Origin of the sequence: Actinosynnema sp. NPDC059335 (assembly GCF_042752395.1) — a bacterium.
In the GTDB taxonomy this organism is placed as follows: domain Bacteria; phylum Actinomycetota; class Actinomycetes; order Mycobacteriales; family Pseudonocardiaceae; genus Actinosynnema.
Genome location: NZ_JBHYXZ010000006.1, coordinates 32,566 through 47,789 on the forward strand (window position 1 = coordinate 32,566; position 15,224 = coordinate 47,789).

Consider the following 15,224-nt stretch of genomic DNA (forward strand, 5'->3'; position numbering starts at 1 on the left):
GCGATCGACAATAGAACCCGCCCCGGACCGCCGGGGCGGGTTCGGCTCACGCGCCGCGCGGCCCCTGGTGGGTCGGGTCGAGCACGCGGGCCAGGAACGACTGCGTCCGCTCGTGCCGCGGCGCGCCGATGACCTGCTCGGCCGGGCCCTCCTCGACGACGTACCCGCCGTCCATGAACAGCACCCGGTCGGCCACCTCGCGGGCGAACTGCATCTCGTGGGTCACCACGAGCATCGTCATGCCCTCGTCGGCCAGCTGGCGCATCACCCCGAGCACGTCGCCCACCAGCTCCGGGTCCAGCGCCGAGGTCGGCTCGTCGAACAGCATCACGTCCGGGTCCATCGACAGCGCCCGCGCGATCGCCACGCGCTGCTGCTGGCCGCCGGAGAGCTGCGCGGGCATGGCGTTGACCTTGTCCGACAGCCCCACCCGCTCCAGGTTGCGCAGCGCGACCTCCTGGGCCTGCTTCGCGTCCCGCTTGAGCACCTTGCGCTGCGCCACCGTGAGGTTGTTCAGCACGCTGAGGTGCGAGAACAGGTTGAACGACTGGAACACCATGCCGATCTTCGTGCGCGCGGCGTCGATGTCCACGTCCGGGTCGGTCAGCTCGACCCTGTTGACCACGATCTTCCCGCCGGTCGGCTCCTCCAGCAGGTTCACGCAGCGCAGCAGCGTGGACTTGCCCGAGCCGGACGGCCCGATGATGCACACGACGTCACCGCGGTCCACCCGGACGTCGATGCCCTTGAGCACGTCCAGGGAGCCGAACGACTTCTTCAACCCGGTGATCTCGACCGCGGGCTCGGTCACGCGGACACCCCCAACCCCGTCGATTCCGGCGTGCTGACCTTCTTGCCACCCGTGCGCCGCTCCAGGTACCGCGACAGGTGGCCCAGCGGCAGCGTGATCAGCAGGTAGCACAGGCCGACCACCAGGATCGGGGTCAGCGACGGCGACCGGCTCAGCGTCTCCCGGCCGAACTTCGTCAGCTCGTACTGGTCGCGGGCCAGGCCGATGATGTAGATCAGCGACGAGTCCTTGGTGAGCAGGATCAGCTCGTTGGTCAGCGGCGGCAGGATGATCCGGAACGCCTGCGGGATCACCACCGTGAGCAGCGTGCGCCCCTGCGACATGCCCAGCGACCGGGCCGCCTCGATCTGGCCCTTCGGCACCGCCTGGATGCCCGCGCGGATCGTCTCGGCCATGTACGCGGCCCCGACGATGCCCAGCGCCAGCATCACGGTGGAGTAGATGTCGAACTGGAGCCCGAACGCCAGCGGCACGCCGAAGCTCAGGGCGATGAACACCAGCAGCGCGGGCACGCCGCGGAAGAACTCGATGTAGATGGTGGCCAGCCACCGGTACGGCGCGACCGGCGACAGCTTCATGAGCGCCAGCACCAGCCCGAGGGCGAGGCCGAACGCGAAGCCGAGGGCCGTGTAGACGAGCGTGTTCTTCAACGCCACGGTGATGGCGTTCGGGAACATCTCGGCGGCGATGTCGAGGTTGAAGAAGCTGCGCTGGATCTCGCTCCAGTCGGCGACGACCGCCAGGATGCCGGCGACCACCACCAGCAACACGTACTGGCCGACGCGGAACGCCTTGGCCCGTTGTCGCTTGGAGAGTGCCATGTGGGGTTACCTCGTGGGTGGGGTGGACAAGGCGAGGGGCCGGTGCTCGGCGGCACCGGCCCCGCGGTCAGCCGGTTACTTCGACTCCGGCTTCTTGCCGAACCACTTCTCGTAGATGCGGTCGTACTCTCCGCTGTCCTTGGCCTTCTTCAGGACCTCGTCGACCTTGGCCTTCAGGGCGGTGTTGCCCTTCTTCATGCCGATGCCGTACTTCTCCTGCGTGTCGAACTCCGCCACCACGGCGGTGTCCGGGAACTCCTTGACGTAGTCCAGCAGCACGCCGTTGTCGTTGATCGCCGCGTCCACCGCGCCGGTGCGCACGGCGGTCTCCATCAGCGGCAGGTCCTCGAACTGGACGACGGTGTAGCCGTGCTTCGCCGCGTTCTCGTTGGCGTAGATCTCGCCCGTGGTCTCGAGCTGCACGCCGATCTTCTTGCCCTTGAGGTCGTCGAGGGACTTGACCGGCGAGTCCTTCTTGACCAGCAGCGCCTGCGAGGCGTCGAAGTAGGGCTCGGAGAAGTCGATGACCTCCGCGCGGTCCGGCTTGATGGTCATGCCGGCCGCGGCGAGGTCGCACTTGCCGGTGTTGAAGACCTCGCCGGAGGTGATGGTCTCGAACGGGGTGTCGAAGATCTCCTGAGTGACGTTCAATTCCTTGGCCACCAGGTCCACCAGGTCGACGTCGAAGCCGACCGTCTTGTCGCCCTCGGAGAACTGGAAGGGCTTGTAGGACAGGTGGGTGCAGGTGACCAGCTTGCCGCTCTGGACCAGGGTGATGCCCGAGCCGCTGTCCTGCGAGCCGGTGTTCACCTTGGTCGCGCAGGCCGTCAACGTGAGCGCCAGGGCGAGCACGGGATACACGGCGAGCGCAGCGTGCCTGGTACGACGGGCCACGGCGTCACTCCTCGTAACTGTGTCGGTCGAGTGCCCGGCATACTGCCACTTGGGTGACTCCCTGCACAGCACGTGGGTGTTACAGAGCTTCGGTGCGCGTGAATCTGTGCGTCATAGCGCCCGAACGGCGGCAAATTGTTCAGCCACTTGGCGTTAATCACACAATTCATTCACCCTCAGCGCCCGTGTGACGACGATCCGTCAACAAGCTGGCGACCAGCGCCGTCCACCCCGTCTGGTGCGTCGCGCCCAGTCCCTCGCCCGTGTCGCCGTCGAAGTACTCGCTGAAGGTGACGTGCTCGCGCCACAAGGGTGAATCCGTGGACTCGATCCGCTTGCCGTCCGCGGGCCGGCGGCCGTCGTGGTCGGGCAGGAACAGCGACACCAGCCGCCTGACCAGCTCGTCCGCCGCCTGGCCCGCCGTGACGTGCCGCTGGCTGCGGGTGGGAAGTTCCACGTGGAACCGACCGCCGTGGAACTCCTCGACCGTGCGCAGGGCCTCCACGAGCAGCGCGTTGGTCGGGAACCACACCGGGCCGCGCCAGTTGGAGTTGCCGCCGAACATCGGCGTGCGCGACTCGCCCGGCTCGTAGCCCATCCGGTGCTCCTGGTCCGCGACCTGCACCTCCAGGCCCTCGCGGTGCGCCGCGGACAGGCTGCGGATGCCGTGCGGCGAGAGGAACTCGCCCTCGTCCAGCATCCGGCTCAGCACCCGCCGCAGCTTGCGCTCGTCCAGCAGGCTGAGCAGCGCGCCGCCGCCGCTGCGGCTGAGGAACTGCTGCAGCTCCGGCCGCTTCGACAGCAGGTGCTCCAGCCGCCGGGCGAAGTCGGGCAGCTCCTCGAACACCCACGGCTCCAGCACGGCGCACGCCAGCACCGGGATCAGGCCGACCATCGAGCGCACCCGCACCGGCTGCGACTCGATGTGCCCGTCCGGCAGCCGCCGCGACACCACGTCGTAGCAGAAGCCGTCGGTCTCGTCCCAGATGCCGCGCCCACCGGAGCCGAACTGCGTGGACGCCTCGGCGATGCCCAGGAAGTGCTCCACGAACTTGGTCGCCACGTCCTCGTACGACTCGTCGTGGCGGGCCAGCTCCAGCGCGATCTGCATCAGGTGCAGGCTGTAGGCCGCCATCCAGGACGTGGCGTCGGACTGCTCCAGCCGCCACTGGCCCAGCATCGGCTCCGACCGGTTGACCGGGCCGATGTTGTCCATGCCGAGGAAGCCGCCCTCGAACAGGTAGCTGCCGTCGGCGTCCTTGCGGTTGACCCACCACGAGAAGTTGAGCAGCAGCTTGTGGAAGATCTTGGCCAGGAACCTGCGGTCCTTGACCTCCTCGGACCGGTAGACCTGCAACGCCGCCCACGCGTGCACCGGCGGGTTGACGTCGCCGAACTCCCACTCGTAGGCCGGGAGCTGGCCGTTCGGGTGCATCAGCCACTCCCGGCACAGCAGGAGGAGCTGCTCCTTGGCGAACGCGGGGTCGACCTTCGCGAACGGCACGGTGTGGAACGCGAGGTCCCACGCGGCGAACCAGGGGTACTCCCACTCGTCCGGCATGGAGATCACGTCGGCCACGTCGAAGTGCCGCCAGTGCGCGTTGCGGGCGTGCATGTTCTTGCGCGACTTCGGCGCGGCGGGCTGCGCCGGGTCGCCGTCCAGCCACTCCGCGGTGCGCAGCCGGTAGTGCTGCTTGGTCCACATCAGGCCCGCCAGCGCCCGCCGCACGATCAGCGCCCGCTTCGGGTCGAGGTCGGTGTGGTGGAACTCGTCGGCCTCGGCCCGCCGCTGGTCGACGGTGTCCTGGAAGCTCGGGCCGAACGCGTCGAGGTGGCCGTCGCCGTCGACCAGGCGCAGCCGCACGGTGACGGACTCGCCCGGCTCGACCGGGTCGAACGAGTACCAGGCGGCGACCTTGGTGCCGGGCTCGCTGGTGTCGTCCGGGCCGATGACCTGGCACGCCGTCGCGTCGCGGCCGACGACGTACCGGTCGATGCCGTCCTTGGTGTAGCGGGTCGGGTTGCGCGCGGTGCCGAACAGCTCGACCTCGTTGGTCTCGTTGTCGGTGACCAGCAGCGTCGGCGTGCCCTCGACGTGCAGCGTGTAGCGGCCCAGCGCGCCGTGCTCGGCGGTGATCCGCCGCCAGCCGTCCCGGGTGCAGGCGCGCAGGCCCGGCTTGCGGTCGTCGCGGCCCCACGCCCACGTGTTGCGGAACCAGAACTGGGGCAGCAGGTGCAGCGGGGCCGGGTCGGGGCCGTGGTTGGTGGCGGTGATCTCGACGCAGATGTCCTTGGGGTGGGCCTTCGCGTAGCTGACCCGGACGTCGAAGAAGCGGTTCTCGTCCAGCGCGCCGGTGTCGGACAGCTCCGGCTCGCGGTCGGTGCGGCTCGCGCGCTTGGCCATCTCGCGCAGCTCGGCGTAGGGGAACTCGCGCTGCGGGTACCGGTAGACGACCTGCATCCACGAGTGCGTCGGCGTGCCGTCGGTCACCCACCAGTGCTCTTTGACGTCCTCGCCGTGGTTGCCCTCGTTGTTGGTGAGCCCGAAGTACCGCTCCTTGAGGATCGGGTCACGGCCGTTCCACAGCGCGACGCCCAGGTTGAGGAACCCGTGCACGTCGCAGATGCCCGCGATGCCGTCCTCGCCCCACCGGTAGGCCCGCGAGCGGGCGTGGTCGAAAGGGAAGGACGTCCACGCGTCACCGCCGGCCGAGTAGTCCTCGCGGACCGTTCCCCACTGGCGTCCGGCCAGGTAGGGGCCCCAAAGACGCCAGGGTGCGGTCGGTGAGTCGGCTTCCGCCAACCGCCTCCGCTCGGCCTGCCCGCTGTGCTCGTTCACTCGGCCAGTGTGCGGCATCGGTTCAGTAAACCGGTTACCGACGGGTTCAGGTCACAGCTGCGCGCCGTGTCGGCCAAGGCTCGCCCGGTGGTCTGAACGGCGCTCACCGGGCGCTGCCGAACGGCCGATCACGGACCGTTCGGCAGCACCCGGACGGGCGTGACGATCCCCTGTCCGCAGTAGCGGAGCCCCGGGGTCGGGCGCGGTTCGTCCCGGTTCGGCCCGACGGCTGCCCCTAACGGCGGGCGTGCGCGTCCAGCACCACGGCCACCGCCTCGGTGATCCGGGCCGCGTGCCCCAGGTGCAGCCACTCGTCCGGCACGTGGCAGTTCGAGTCCGGCCCGACCGCGCCCGTGACCAGGAACTGCGCCTGCGGGTACGCCTCGTGCAGCAGCGCCATGAACGGGATCGAGCCGCCGAGCGCCACCGTCCGCCACGGCGCGTCGAACACCTCCTCGCCGACCCGGTCCAGGGTCGCGCGCAGCCACGGCGCGAGCGCCGGCGCGTTCCACCCGTCCGCGAACTCGATGCGGGACAGCTCCACGGTCGCCCCGTAGGGAACGTCCGTCGTCAGCGCCCGCCGCACGGCCTCGATGGACGCCTTGGAGTCGGCCGTCGGCGGCAGCCGGAAGCTCAGCACGAGCGTGGTGAACGGTCGCAGCACGTTGCCCGCGTCGTCCGGCTCGGGCAGCCCGGACGCGCCGGTCACCGACAGCGTGGGCCGCCACCCGGCGTTGAGGGCCAGCTCCACCTCTTCTCCGGTCACCGGCCGGGTCCCCGCGGCCCACGGCACGCTGTCGACCAGCACGCCGGGCGCGGCGGACACCGCTTCGCGCACCTCCGCCACCCGGTCCGCCGGGATGTCCACGTGCATCTCGCGCACCAGCACCTCGCCGGTCGCGGAGTCCTCCAACCGGTCGAGGAGCTGCCGGGCGATCCGGAACGACGACGGCACGATCCCGCTCGCCATGCCCGAGTGCAGGCCGCTCTCCAGCACCCGGACGGTGACCGTGACCTGCGCCAACCCGCGCAGCGACGTGGTCAGCCACATCCGGTCGTAGTCGTTGCCGCCCGAGTCCAGGCACACCACGAGCGACACGTCGCCGAGGCGCGGCCGCAGGTGGTCCAGGTACGCGGGCAGGTCCGGGCTGCCGGACTCCTCGCCGGTCTCCAGCAGCACGACGCAGCGCGCGTGCGCGCCGCCCGCCCGCCGGACGCCCTCGATCGCGGCGATCGCCGCGTACCCCGAGTAGCCGTCGTCGGCCGCGCCGCGCCCGTACAGCCGGCCGTCGCGCACGACCGGCGTCCACGGCCCGAGTCCCTCGCCCCAGCCGCCGACCGGCGGCTGCTTGTCCAGGTGGCCGTACAGCAGCACGGTGTCGGACGTCTCCGCCGTGCCGGGCACGTCCACCAGCAGCACGGGGGTGCGGTCGGGCAGTTGGACGACCTCGACCCGCGCGCCCGGCAGGTCGCGGTCGGCGAGCCAGGCGCGCACGTGCTCCACCGCGGCGGCCAGGTGGCCGTGCTCGGCCCACGCCGGGTCGAAGATCGGGGAGATCGCGGGCACCGCGACCAAGGCGGACAGGCTCGGGAGGATGTCGTCGTCCCAGAGCCCGCGAACGGTACGGGTCAGCGCTGAACGGTCCACGTGCCGAATCCTGTCACGGCGCACCGGCCCGGGGCCGGTTTCGCGTGGTGGAAATGGTCGGTCCGGCCGAAGGTCGGTAGTCCATCCACCGCGAGGGTGCCTACGTGGCGGTTCGCGGCGGACGCGGCGTGTCCGGAACGGCACGCATAGTGGTTAACGATCGGTAACCGGGACACGGGTGTTCGACCACCGAACGTTCTACTCGGACGGCCGAAGATTGGCCGTCCTACCGTTCCCGCACGTCAGACCGCTGTACCGGAGATTACGAAGTGGGACGGGGCTCACCATGTCGAGTGAGGCCATGTCAGGATGTGGATGAGAACACCGTCAGCGCCGACGGTTGCCCGACCCCCACACCCCGGGGGCGACGGCGACTGGCGGTGCAGCCGCGCAGGATCGCCACAAGCGACCGGGCGGCCTCGTAGACGAGGAGACAAGGCGCATGTCGTCCCCCGAGAAATGGACGCACCCAGGGCCGGATGCCGCGCCGGCCACTGCTGCCAAACCGACGGCTGAACAGGTGATCGCAGGCTTGCGAGCGACAGACGAGGGCGGCGCCGACCTGGTGCAGCTGCTCACCCCCGAGGGCGAGCGCGTCCGGCACCCGGATTTCGACATCGACATCACGGCCGAGGAGCTGCGCGGGCTGTACCGCGACATGGTCCTGGTCCGGCGGGTCGACCGCGAGGCGAACGCGCTGCAGCGCAAGGGCGAGCTGGGCATCTGGGTGCCGCTGCTCGGCCAGGAGGCCGCCCAGATCGGCGCGGGCCGGGCGCTGCGGCCGGAGGACATGGCGTTCCCCAGCTACCGGGAGCACGGCATCGCGTGGACGCGCGGGATCAAGCCGACCGACCTGCTCGGCATCTTCCGCGGCACCGACAACGGCACGTGGGACCCGGTCGAGCACCGCTTCCACCCCTACACGATCGTCATCGGCAACCAGGTGCTCAACGCCGCCGGGTACGCCATGGGGCAGAAGTTCGACGGCAAGGTCGGCGACTCCGACGGCGAGGCCACCATCTGCTTCTTCGGCGACGGCGCGACCAGCCAGGGCGACGTGCACGAGGGCTTCGTGTGGGCCGCGGTGTACGACGCGCCGCTGGTCTTCTTCTGCCAGAACAACCAGTGGGCCATCTCCGAGCCGACCGAGCGCCAGTCCCGCCTCCCGCTGTACCAGCGGGCCCGCGGCTACGGCTTCCCCGGCATCCGGGTCGACGGCAACGACGTGCTGGCCACGCTCGCCGTCACCCGCTGGGCGCTGGAGGAGTGCCGCCAGGGCAACGGCCCGATCCTGATCGAGGCGTTCACCTACCGGATGGACGCGCACACCACCTCCGACGACCCGTCGCGCTACCGGCTGTCCGACGAGCTGGAGCTGTGGAAGCTCAAGGACCCGATCGAGCGGGTCAAGGTGCACCTGGTCAAGCAGCAGTGGGCCGACCAGGCGTTCTTCGAGTCGATCGAGGCCGAGGCCGAGCAGATCGCGATCGAGCTGCGCGACTACTGCGTCAACCTGCCCGACCCGCCGCCCGGTCGGATCTTCAGCGAGGTCTACGCCGAGGGCAACCCCGTCCTGGAGGCGCAACGCGACGAGTTCCTGGCCTACCACGCCGGGTTCGCGGGAGGTGAGCACTGATGGCCGCTCCGACGATGGACCGCCCCACCGCCGACAGCACCGGCGCGCCCGCGGTGCAGACGTTGACCATCGCGAAGGCGTTGAACAACGGGCTGCGCGCGGCGATGGAGGCCAATCCCAAGGTCATCGTGATGGGTGAGGACGTCGGCAAGCTCGGCGGCGTCTTCCGGATCACCGACGGCCTGCAGAAGGACTTCGGCGAGCAGCGCGTGCTGGACACCCCGCTGGCCGAGTCCGGCATCATCGGCACCGCCGTCGGCCTCGCGATCCGCGGCTACCGGCCGGTGTGCGAGATCCAGTTCGAGGGCTTCATCTTCCCCGGCTTCGACCAGATCGTGTCCCAGGTCGCCAAGCTGCACTTCCGCACCCAGGGCCGGATCAAGGTCCCCATGGTGATCCGGGTGCCGTTCGGCGGCGGCATCGGCGCGGTCGAGCACCACTCCGAGTCGCCCGAGTCGTACTTCGCGCACACCGCCGGCCTCAAGGTCGTGTCGTGCTCGAACCCGGCCGACGCCTACTGGATGATCCAGCAGGCCATCGACTGCGACGACCCGGTGCTGTTCTTCGAGCCGAAGCGGCGCTACTACGAGAAGGGCCAGGTCGACACGACCGCCGCGCCCGGACCGCTGTTCGAGTCGCGGACGCTGCGCGCGGGCACCGACGTCACGGTGGTGGCCTACGGGCCGATGGTGCGCACGTCGCTCGACGCCGCCGCGGCGGCCGAGGAGGAGGGGCGTTCGCTGGAGGTCATCGACCTGCGCACGCTGTCCCCGCTCGACCTCGCGCCGGTGTACGAGTCGGTGCGGCGCACGGGCCGCCTGGTCGTGGTGACCGAGGCGCCGAGCGAGTCCTCCATCTCCAGCGAGATCGCGGCGAAGGTGCAGCAGGAGTGCTTCTACTCGCTGCAGGCGCCGGTGCTGCGGGTAACCGGGTTCGACACCCCGTACCCGCCGTCGAAGCTGGAGGAGGAGTTCCTCCCCGACCTCGACCGGGTGCTGCACGCCGTCGACCGCTCGCTGGCCTGGTAGGGGGAGAACTGTGCCGCAGTACAAGCAGTTCGCCATGCCCGACACGGCGGAGGGGCTGACCGAGGCCGAGATCCTCACCTGGCACGTCAAGCCGGGCGACGCGGTCAAGGTCAACCAGATCATCGTCGAGATCGAGACGGCCAAGGCGGCCGTCGAGCTGCCGTGCCCGTGGGACGGCGTGGTGACCGAGCTGCTGGCCGAGGTGGGCCAGACGGTCGAGGTGGGCGTCCCGATCATCACCATCGACGTGGACCCGTCCGGCGCGGCGCCCGCGCCGGCGCCGGTCGCGGGTTCGGCTCCGGCGTCGGCCGGGTCCAACGGCAAGATCGGCGAGGAGATGCCGGGCGGCCGGATCGCCACGCTGGTCGGCTACGGCCCGCGGGCGGGTTCGGCCAAGCGCCGTCCCCGCAAGGACGCGCCCGTGCCGGTCGCCGCCACCCCGGCGGTCACTCCGCCTCCGCCTCCGCCGGCCGCGCCCAAGCCCGCGCCCGCCCCGGTGGTCGCGGAACCGGTGGCCCCGGGCGGTTACGTGCCGCTGGCCAAGCCGCCGGTGCGCAAGCTGGCCAAGGACCTGGGCGTCGACCTGCGCGCGCTGGCGGGCTCCGGCCCGGGTGGCGTGATCACGCGGGAGGACGTCGAGCAGGCCGTCGCGCCCGCGCCCGCCGCGCCGGCCGCCGCGGACCGGGGCGCCCGGGAGCGGCGCGTGCCGATCAAGGGCGTCCGCAGGGCGACCGCGCAGGCGATGGTGGACAGCGCGTTCACCGCGCCGCACGTCACGGAGTTCCTGGCCGTCGACGTGACCCCGATGATGGAGCTGCGCGCCCGGTTGAAGGACCGGCCGGAGTTCCGGGGCGTCAAGCTCACCCCGCTCGCGTTCGCGGCCAAGGCGGTCACCCTGGCCGTCCGCCGCACGCCCGACGTCAACGCGACGTGGGACGAGGCGGCGCAGGAGATCGTCTACAAGGACTACGTGCACCTGGGCATCGCCGCCGCCACGCCCCGCGGCCTGGTGGTGCCGAAGGTCCGCGACGCCGACCGGATGTCGCTGCGCGAGCTGGCCGTGGCCCTGGAGTCGCTCGCCACGACCGCCCGCGAGGGCAAGACGCCGCCCGCGGACATGGTGAACGGCACCATCACCATCACCAACGTCGGCGTCTTCGGCGTCGACACCGGCACCCCGATCATCAACCCCGGCGAGTCGGCGATCCTGGCCCTGGGCGCGATCCGGGACATGCCGTGGGTGGTGGACGGCCAGGTCGTGCCGCGCAAGGTGTGCCAGCTCTCGCTCAGCTTCGACCACCGCGTGGTCGACGGCCAGCAGGGCTCGCAGTTCCTGGCCGACGTGGGCGCGCTCCTCGCCGACCCCGGCGTGGCGATGACCTACTGATCCACCCGTTCCGCTGAACGCGACAGGGCCGGCGTCCACCTCGGGCGCCGGCCCCGTCGCGTTAAATCGCTGGAAGTTCCAGCGGCTGGAAAGTCCAAGGTGGTCCCCGTGACGCACTACTCGATCGGCGAACTGGCGCGGATGACCGGGCTGTCCACGCGGACGATCCGGTTCTACTCCGACACCGGCGTGATCCCCGTGGCGGGGCGCACGGCGGGCGGGTTCCGCACCTACGACGTCGACGGGCTGGCGCGGCTCAAGCTCGTGCGGACCCTGCGCGACCTGGGCGTGGACCTGCCCACCGCGCAGCGGGTGCTGGCACGGGAGGTGTCCGTCGCCGAGGTGGCGCGGACTCACGCGGAAGCCATCGACGCGCAGATGCGCACGCTCCGGTTGCGCCGGGCCGTGCTGCGGGTCGTGGCGCGGAACGGGGAGGTGGAGATGGTGCACGAACTGGCGCGGCTGTCCGAGGAGGAGCGGCAGGCGATCCTGGACGACTTCTTCGAGGAGGTGTTCGGCGGGCTCGACCTGGAGCCGACGTTCGAGCAGCGGATGAGGTCGGTCCGGGTCGAGCTGCCGGACGACCCGACGGCGGAGCAGCTGGAGGCGTGGATCGAGCTGGCGAACCTGGTGCGCGACCCGGACTTCCGGGCGTCGATCCGGCGGATGTCGGAGAGGCACCAGGAGATGCGGGCGCAGGGCGCGGACCTGTCGCCGAGCTCGCCGGCGCAGCTGGAGGCGTTCCAGTACGCGATCGCGCAGGCGCGCGAGGCGCTGGACGCGGGCGTCGACCCGCGCTCGCCCGAGGCGGCCGCCGTCGTGGCCCGGATCAACGAGAAGTGGTCGTCCGCGATGGACGTGCCGGTGGGCCCCGAGCTGTCCCGCCGGCTGGAGGAGTTCGGCGACCCGAGGGCCGAGCGCTACTGGCAGCTGATCGCCAAGGTCAACGGCTGGGAGACGCAGGTGCCCGACACCATCGCCGAACGGGCGTGGCTGGTCGAAGCGAGCCGCTGACTACTCCCGGACCAGGCAGAACGGGTGACCCGCCGGATCGGCGAACACCCACCACGCCTCGCGGGAGTCGTCCAACAACCTCCCGCCCGACCTGAGGACCTCGGCCTTGGCCACGCCGAGGTCCTCCACCCCGATGTCGGGAAATCACCAGGGCTGGTGCGCATTCAGCGGTGGGGCGACCTCACCGCCGCGGAGTCCTCAATGGAGCTCGACCACTACCTTCTGCTCAGGATAACCGTGCACGACGCACTGCAATGTCTGGCATGACCCCGAACCGGATCCGCCGGCGATCACGTTACAGGCTCAGGGAGCCGAGCGAGTCGCTGATGATGTTGGCCGCGACGTTCACGCCCTGAAAAGTCAACTCGCAGGGGAAGATGTCGACGAAGACCTCGTACGTCCCGTGCTTCCCGCTCTTGTGGCTCGCGCTGAGGTGTTGCCGCAACGCGTGCTCCAGTCGCTGGTTGAGCGTCTTGCGCATTTTCGCGTTCGGTACGTTCTCCAGCCCGATGCGGTCCTGGGGCGTGAAATGCGCGTTGAGCAGTGGACGGTATGCTCGACCTTCCCGTCGGTCCTGCCAGGTGAACGACACTTCCCACGTACCGGCTGAGGAGACAAAGGACGACGTCGAGCCATTGACGACTGGACGTCCGGTCAGTCGGAAAATGAGCTCAGCGAGGAACGTCGTCCGGTCCAACTCGCCGCGGTCATCGGTGTAGAGCAGCGCCTTCTCCACCTCGCGCAGATCCCGGAGGACCTCGGCGAAGTCCTGCGTCCGCTCCGTGTATTCCCAGATGGTAGCCTTCCGATAGAGGTTGCAAAGCGCCAGGACGCTCGCGTTGTCGAGTTGTGCCCGCACGGCTGCCTTTTCAAGGCTCGCACGGTTCACGTCGAGTCGAACCGGGTCCGGATCGCGGCCGGTGAAGCAGTAGTGCAGGAGTTGCCCGTAAGAAAACACGTCCAGCGCGGGCGTCTTGGTCAGCGCGGCCTTCGGATCGAAGTTGGAGAACTGTTCCGGTGCGGCGTAGTAGATCGCGCCCATCGCCGTCTTCGTCGCGCGCTGCGTCTTGGTGTTGAACCACGCGAGATCGAAATCCGTCAAATATGGGCGGAAGGTGCCGTCGGGTTGAGCTTGGCAGACGATGTTTTCCGGCTTGATGTCGCGGTGGATGACCTGGTGCAGGTGAGCGTGCTGAATCGTCTCGGCGATCTCGATCAGCATGCGGATCAGCTGCTGCGGTTCCATAAACGAGTGTGGTTCCAGGTCACGGAGGTTGGAACCCTCGATGTAATCCATGACGAACCCGGTGGGGCATCGGCTGTACCGCTGGACCGCAACGATTCGCGGGTGTTTGAGCAGGCGCATCGCGTCATACCCGTTTTCGAACCGCTTGGCCTTCTCCGCATCGCTCATCTCGTGTGGGTGGTAGAGCTTCAAGGCGACCCGCTTGCCGGTTTCGCGGTCCAGCACCTTCCACACCGTGCCGAATCCACCCTCGCCGATGCGTTCCTCCAGTTCACCTTCGGGTATGACCGTTCCGGTGCCCATGGTGCCGAGTTCGATCCGATACCGGAGCAAGGTCTCCATCGACTGTCGAAAATTGACGCGTTTGGCCAGTCCGGGCGTCCTCGACTTGCTGGAGAACCACTTGTCGACGGCCTCCAGCTTTCGGCTGCATGCGTCGTGTCCACTGGCGCGCCAGGCAACGGTGTCGAACCGGGACTTGAACTGGTTGTAATCCTCGATTAGTGCTGCTGCCTCGGCTTCGATCACGCGGAACTCGTCCTCAGGGAGGGGTGGCGGGAGTGTCGGCGTGAGTCCGGAAGCGAGGACGAGCCGACCTGATACGTGCCCGCCAAACACCGGCTTCTGGTTTTCATCCCGAGTGGTCTCGTGGTTAGCCATGTTCCGTGACACGACGTCGTAGAGGCTATTTGCGGTCAGGTTGCCCTGATGGTCTGAAGCGTCGCCGAGCATCGCCTGCAGAAGGTAGTGCGTGAAGATGCCGTGCCCGGTGTTCCGGGCTTCCCAAGCCAACTGGTCACTCGTGCACGCCGCCATGACTGCGACCGACTTGTTTGGCCTAAGCACATCGGTCACATCCCCGTTGCGTAACGAGCGGACATGGTGTGAACCGGGGAGTGAGGTCACTGCTGCGCCTGAGTGGCAGCAATCGAGGAGGATGAGATTCTGCTGATCACCAGGACCCGATCCAAGCAGGTCTACCAGTTTCCGTAACTCGATGCCCTCGTCGAAGTCCTCGTTGTCGTAGGTGACGACGTAAGTCCCGAGCTCCGTCGCCGCGCCGTGACCGGAGAAGTACAGCACGATTTGTTCGGCACCACTGTTCCTCGCCTCCACCAGGGCTCGGGTCATCGCTGTGCGGGTAACCTGCTCGTCTCTGAGCAGCTGGGTGGAGAAACCATATTCCGGCATGCTTAGTACGGCCGCTACCTCTTCGATGTCGTGCAGGCAGCAGTCCAGTGGGGACCAACGACCGGAGTACTTGTTGATACCGGCGAGTATCGCGACCTTGCGTGACACGCTCTCCCCTTGGCTCAATCGGATATGAAAGCCTACGTCGGATGGTTGTGCAGGTGCCAGTGTCACCGGGCACAAAGTGTGCGATTGCTCCAAACGCAGTACCTTTGGTGAGGCGCTTGGCCGTGGACGTCGACTGTCAGTGGAGCTGAATCGAATGAAGGGCTCGGTTGTGCCGCAAAATTGCGGACTGCCCGGCCGTCAAAGCGATGAACACGCGTACAGAATTTGTCCACTTCTCGCACCAGCCAAGAGGATCGCAGCGGCACGGGTGCAGCGTAGAACTGGTCGGCACCGCCACGGCCACAACCACCAGGGTGTCATGGTGATCAGCTGATACTTGCACGTCGGAGTCTCATCGATGACGGAGATCTGTGCGCCAGGTGGTTATCTCTTGGCGCGGCCCGGGTGGTCATCAACGCTTACCTGGTGGCGGGGCTGTCGACGTCACGGCGGAACCGTTCGAGCGGCGACCTGGCCAATAAAGCAGCGGGGGGGGGGGCCCCGCGGGGGCCCCCCCCCCCCCCACCCCGGGGGGCCCCCGGCGGGCCCGGTTGATAAACAAACATTTTAATCAAGCCCGAGAGTGGCCCCGCCACCCCCA

At 69.0% G+C, this 15,224-nt stretch carries 11 protein-coding genes; 4 read left to right on the forward strand and 7 right to left on the reverse strand.

Features of this window, described 5'->3' with window-relative positions; translation table 11 throughout:
- Nucleotides 1-46: 46 nt before the first annotated feature.
- The 5 genes from ACFXGA_RS03180 to ACFXGA_RS03200 all read right to left on the reverse strand — a co-directional run bounded on the left by ACFXGA_RS03180 (nt 47) and on the right by ACFXGA_RS03200 (nt 7,013).
- Nucleotides 47-811, reverse strand: a complete 765-nt coding sequence (locus ACFXGA_RS03180) for an amino acid ABC transporter ATP-binding protein (protein WP_378083880.1) — start codon at nt 809-811, stop codon at nt 47-49.
- Nucleotides 808-1,632, reverse strand: coding sequence for an amino acid ABC transporter permease (locus ACFXGA_RS03185; protein ID WP_378083881.1), 825 nt, complete (start codon nt 1,630-1,632; stop codon nt 808-810). Before ACFXGA_RS03185 ends, ACFXGA_RS03180 begins: the two co-directional genes overlap by 4 nt.
- Nucleotides 1,633-1,707: 75 nt before the next feature.
- Complete coding sequence (locus ACFXGA_RS03190; protein WP_378083882.1) at nt 1,708-2,526, reverse strand: transporter substrate-binding domain-containing protein; 819 nt, start codon at nt 2,524-2,526, stop codon at nt 1,708-1,710.
- Nucleotides 2,527-2,692: 166 nt separating this feature from the next.
- Nucleotides 2,693-5,365 carry a glucosidase gene (locus tag ACFXGA_RS03195; protein WP_378083885.1) on the reverse strand — a complete coding sequence of 891 codons (2,673 nt, stop codon included), beginning with the start codon at nt 5,363-5,365 and terminating at the stop codon, nt 2,693-2,695.
- 235 nt (nt 5,366-5,600) lie between these two features.
- On the reverse strand, nt 5,601-7,013 hold the full coding sequence (locus ACFXGA_RS03200; protein ID WP_378083886.1) for a M20/M25/M40 family metallo-hydrolase: 1,413 nt from the start codon (nt 7,011-7,013) through the stop codon (nt 5,601-5,603).
- Nucleotides 7,014-7,455: 442 nt separating this feature from the next.
- On the opposite strand from ACFXGA_RS03200, the gene pdhA reads away from it, so the two are divergent.
- From pdhA to ACFXGA_RS03220, 4 genes are all read left to right on the forward strand, one after another.
- Nucleotides 7,456-8,649, forward strand: a complete 1,194-nt coding sequence (gene pdhA, locus ACFXGA_RS03205; protein ID WP_378083888.1) for a pyruvate dehydrogenase (acetyl-transferring) E1 component subunit alpha — start codon at nt 7,456-7,458, stop codon at nt 8,647-8,649.
- A complete protein-coding gene (locus tag ACFXGA_RS03210) occupies nt 8,649-9,677 on the forward strand; it encodes an alpha-ketoacid dehydrogenase subunit beta (RefSeq protein ID WP_378083889.1) in 1,029 nt (342 codons plus the stop codon). The genes pdhA and ACFXGA_RS03210 overlap by 1 nt, the downstream gene beginning before the upstream one ends.
- A gap of 10 nt (nt 9,678-9,687) precedes the next feature.
- Complete coding sequence (locus ACFXGA_RS03215) at nt 9,688-11,064, forward strand: dihydrolipoamide acetyltransferase family protein (RefSeq protein ID WP_378083891.1); 1,377 nt, start codon at nt 9,688-9,690, stop codon at nt 11,062-11,064.
- Between the two features lie 108 nt (nt 11,065-11,172).
- Nucleotides 11,173-12,078: a MerR family transcriptional regulator gene (locus ACFXGA_RS03220; RefSeq protein ID WP_378083892.1), complete on the forward strand. Its 906-nt coding sequence runs from the start codon at nt 11,173-11,175 to the stop codon at nt 12,076-12,078.
- On the opposite strand, the gene ACFXGA_RS03225 is transcribed toward ACFXGA_RS03220, so the two are convergent.
- Entirely contained in the window at nt 12,079-12,207 is a 129-nt protein-coding gene (locus ACFXGA_RS03225) for a VOC family protein (protein WP_378083894.1), read from the reverse strand. It lies immediately after the preceding gene.
- A 166-nt stretch (nt 12,208-12,373) separates the two neighbouring features.
- Nucleotides 12,374-14,623 (reverse strand): protein kinase, encoded by a 2,250-nt coding sequence (locus tag ACFXGA_RS03230; RefSeq protein WP_378083896.1) that lies wholly within the window; start codon nt 14,621-14,623, stop codon nt 12,374-12,376.
- Between the last annotated feature and the right edge of the window lie 601 nt (nt 14,624-15,224).